At 62.4% G+C, this 3,314-nt stretch carries 4 protein-coding genes; 1 reads left to right on the top strand and 3 read right to left on the bottom strand.

Annotated features, from left to right (window positions below):
* Positions 1-680: ABC transporter permease subunit (locus O2807_13865; protein MDA1001587.1), on the top strand; the 680-nt coding region annotated here is incomplete at its 5' end.
* Between the two features lie 3 nt (positions 681-683).
* Here O2807_13865 and O2807_13860 read toward each other — a convergent pair.
* The 3 genes from O2807_13860 to O2807_13850 all read right to left on the bottom strand — a co-directional run.
* On the bottom strand, positions 684-1,406 hold the full coding sequence (locus O2807_13860) for a cyclase family protein (protein MDA1001586.1): 723 nt from the start codon (positions 1,404-1,406) through the stop codon (positions 684-686).
* Positions 1,407-1,450: 44 nt separating this feature from the next.
* On the bottom strand, positions 1,451-2,236 hold the full coding sequence (gene lgt, locus O2807_13855; GenBank protein ID MDA1001585.1) for a prolipoprotein diacylglyceryl transferase: 786 nt from the start codon (positions 2,234-2,236) through the stop codon (positions 1,451-1,453).
* 136 nt (positions 2,237-2,372) lie between these two features.
* A partial coding sequence (locus O2807_13850) for a DUF3179 domain-containing protein (protein ID MDA1001584.1) occupies positions 2,373-3,314 on the bottom strand: 942 nt, incomplete at its 5' end.

Raw genomic sequence — 3,314 nt, 5'->3', positions numbered from 1 at the left:
CGCCGGCGACCGATGGGGAGTTTCTCCACCTCGTCGCCTGGGCCACGCTGGAGACGCTGGCGATATCCATCGCGGGCGCGGCGCTCTCTGTCCTCATCGGGGGGGCACTGCTCTATTTCGCCACCTCGGAGGAGATTCTCGGCGGGGGCGGCGAGGTCGAAAACAAGGGGATGCAGCGCTCGGCGGGCCGAAACGCGCTTCTGGTGGCAAGCCGAATGGCGCTGAACCTCTTCCGCACCATCCCGGAACTCGTCTGGGGGATCATCTGGGTGTTCATCGTCGGGCTCGGGCCCTTCGCCGGGGTGCTGGCGCTGGGGATCCACAACGGCGGTGTGCTGGGAAAACTCTACGCCGAGGCGATGGAGAGCGTCCGGCCGGGTCCCATCGAGGCCATCCGCGCCTCGGGCGGGCGGCGCGCCTCGGCCTTCCTCTACGCGGCCCTGCCCCAGACCTGGCCCCAGCTCATCGCCTACACCCTCTACCGGTGGGAGGTGAGCATCCGGGCGGCGGCCATTTTGGGCTTTGTGGGAGCCGGAGGGCTCGGCCAGCAGATGCACATCTCCCTCTCGCTCTTCCTGGAAAACCGGCTGGTCACCCTCATCGCCGCGATCTTCATTCTCGTGAGCGCGGTGGACCTTTTCAGCGGCTGGCTCCGGCGGAAACTCGATGGGGCGTTCTAGACCCTACTCCATGTAAATCGCCACCGCCCGGACGGGCGAGCCCGTGCCGCCGCGCATCTTGAGGGGCAGGCAGGAGAAGATGAACTTCGTCCCGGCCACTTCCTTCAGGTTCGCCAGATTCTCGACATTGGTGACTTTGCGCTCGCGGCAGACCTTATGCGCCCAGTAGCCGCGGTCCTTCATCGCCAGGGAGGAGTCCACGCTCGGGGAGTCGATGCCGACGTTGATGCAGCCCCTGTCGGCTAGCCAGTTCATCGCCGCCTCGTTCAGGCCGGGATACTTGTAGAGCCAGGTGTTGAAGTCCCCCCCGTAGTTGGCCTCGTAGTGGCCCGTCCAGATGAGGACGGCGCCCTTGGCGGGAACCTCGAGGCTCGCCTTCTTGCAGGCTTCTTCGAGGTCCTCGGGGGTCATCCAGGCGTCGGTGTTGCAGAACTTCGAGAGGTCGAGGCAGATGGCCTCGGTGAAAAACCATTCGAGCCCCATCTGATCGATGCTCTCGGCGCCGGGTTTTTTGTCGATGTGCACGAAGGCGTCCACATGAGTCGGGCCGTGATCGCTCATGATGATGGTGTTCGTCGTGGAGGTGTGGCCCGAGGGGGAGTCTTTGTAGGCGTAGGAGGTTTCCTCGTGGGTCTTGTTGGGAAAGAGCGCGGTGCGCTGGTGGCCGGGATAGACGGGCATCCCGTTGAAAATTTCCTGCGAGAGATCGACGATTCTCCAGCCCATGGTCTTTCGCTCCTTGATAAATGAGGAAAAAAGAGAGGATCGGGCTACGATGAAGCCGCAACCGAATCGGAAGTCCAAAGACGCTTCTTCAGGATGATTCCGCCGAAGATGACGATGAGAACGGCGCTCGCCACGTAGGCGGCCCGCACGGGGCCCATCCACAGGCTGTCCGCCCGGAATCCGCTCACGGCGGCGCGTCCGATGGAGTACAGGATAAAATAGAGACAAAAGAGAAAGCCCGGCCGGTGGTTCCACAGACGGAGCCGCCGCAGGAGGAAGAACCACAGCAGGTTCAGCAGCAGCTCGTAGATCATGACCGGGTGGAGCGGTATTCCCGGAAACTGGCGGCCGGCGATGCTCTCCGCCGGAAAGACCACCCCCCAGGGCAGCGCCGTGGGCATCCCGTGGGCATCCCCGTTCATGAAGTTGCCGAAGCGGCCGAAGACCTGCCCCAGCATGACGGCGGGCGCCACGGCGTCGGCGAAATCCCAGGTCGAAACCGGATGCCGGTTCAGGTAGATGAGGCCCGCCAACACCCCGCCGACCATTCCGCCGTGGATGGCCAGTCCGCCGTGCCAGATCTGAACGATCTCGCCGAGGTTCTTTCCGTAGAAATCCCAATTGAAGATGACGTAGTAGATCCGGCCACCCAGGATACCGGCGAACATGACGATCAGCGCGAAGTTCATGATCTCGTCCGCGGTGATGGGCAGGCCGCGGCGCTCGGATTCTTTCCGGACGAGGCGGGCGCCCACCAGGACGGCGACCACATACATGAGTCCGTACCACCGAAGCACAAAGGGACCGAGCTGAAAAATAACGGGGCTCACGGGCATCTTCTCCAGGCGAGCGGCACATGGAAAACGCTCCTCGCATCGCGGGAGCGTTTCCTATGCAAAATGAAGTCTTATCTTCTATCAGGAAAGCGGGCGGACGCAAAGAGGAGCACGGCCGACAGGCAGGCTGTCAGTTTGCGTGCCGGTAAATCGCGCTTTTTGGGTAATAATCCTTCCACCCGAACCAGAACGAAAGCGTGCTGGGAACCCGGGAGAGCTTCTTCCCCTTCATCGCACCCTCGATGGCCTCTCCCGTCATCCGGCGCCAGAGCGAACCCGTTTCCTTGTCGCGCATCAACCCGCAGCCTTTTTCCGCTCCCTTATCGCCCGGAAGGATTTCAAACGTGAGGGGTTTCCCCCCGAGCTTCCGGTCGAACACCACGCCGCTCTTTCCACTCTCGCAGTAGGTCACGAGAAGTTCCTGGAGCGCGAATGTGTCGTTGACCACCCCTGCGCGGTTCAGGTCGGCGAAGGGATAGGCCTTGGCGATCTTCCCGGCGCCGCCCGGATTATCGAGCGCGACGGCCACGACATAGGTTTTGGGATGCAGGCGGCTGTCCCGGTACTTCTGGGGGATCACGCCGGTCTGGCGGCTGTAGTAGTAGCCCTCATACGGATCGCTGGAATATCTGCCGAAGAGCGCCCGACCGCCGCCGATTTTTGTCTTGTCCAATACTTTGGTGTCCGGGTAGAGCTGTTTCCATTCCTTGTAGGTGATGAAAACGGCGGTGGGGAGAACGGTGAGCCGCTTTCCCTTCAGGGGGCCGACCAGGCCCTCGCCCAGCAGATGGCTCCACAGGGTGTCCGTCTGGCGGTCGTACATGATGAGGGAGTTTTTCCAGAGCTTCCCCGAAACCCCCAGCGTCAACTCCCTGCCTTCTAGCATTCGGTCATACACGATGCCCGTATAGCAGAGGGGTCACCAGGTGACGGCGATTTTCCGCCCCCCCACCACATCGTTCACGATTTCGTGCGAGCTCAGCAGGGGGATGGAGTAGGCCCGGCTGTCCCCGTTGATGCTGACCCCGAGGACCATCTCGTCCGGCCGCATTAACTTGTCGGCCTCTTTGGC

It is taken from the genome of bacterium, assembly GCA_027622355.1.
Taxonomy (GTDB): Bacteria; UBA8248; UBA8248; order UBA8248; family UBA8248; genus JAQBZT01.
The sequence above is the reverse complement of the archived record's forward strand: the minus strand, read 5'-3'. Positions and strand labels throughout refer to the sequence as shown.

Bases quoted from the DNA above. Each gene is read 5' to 3' on its own strand.
- O2807_13860 (MDA1001586.1), bottom strand. From the start codon at position 1,406: ATGGGCTGGAGAATCGTCGATCTCTCGCAGGAAATTTTCAACGGGATG.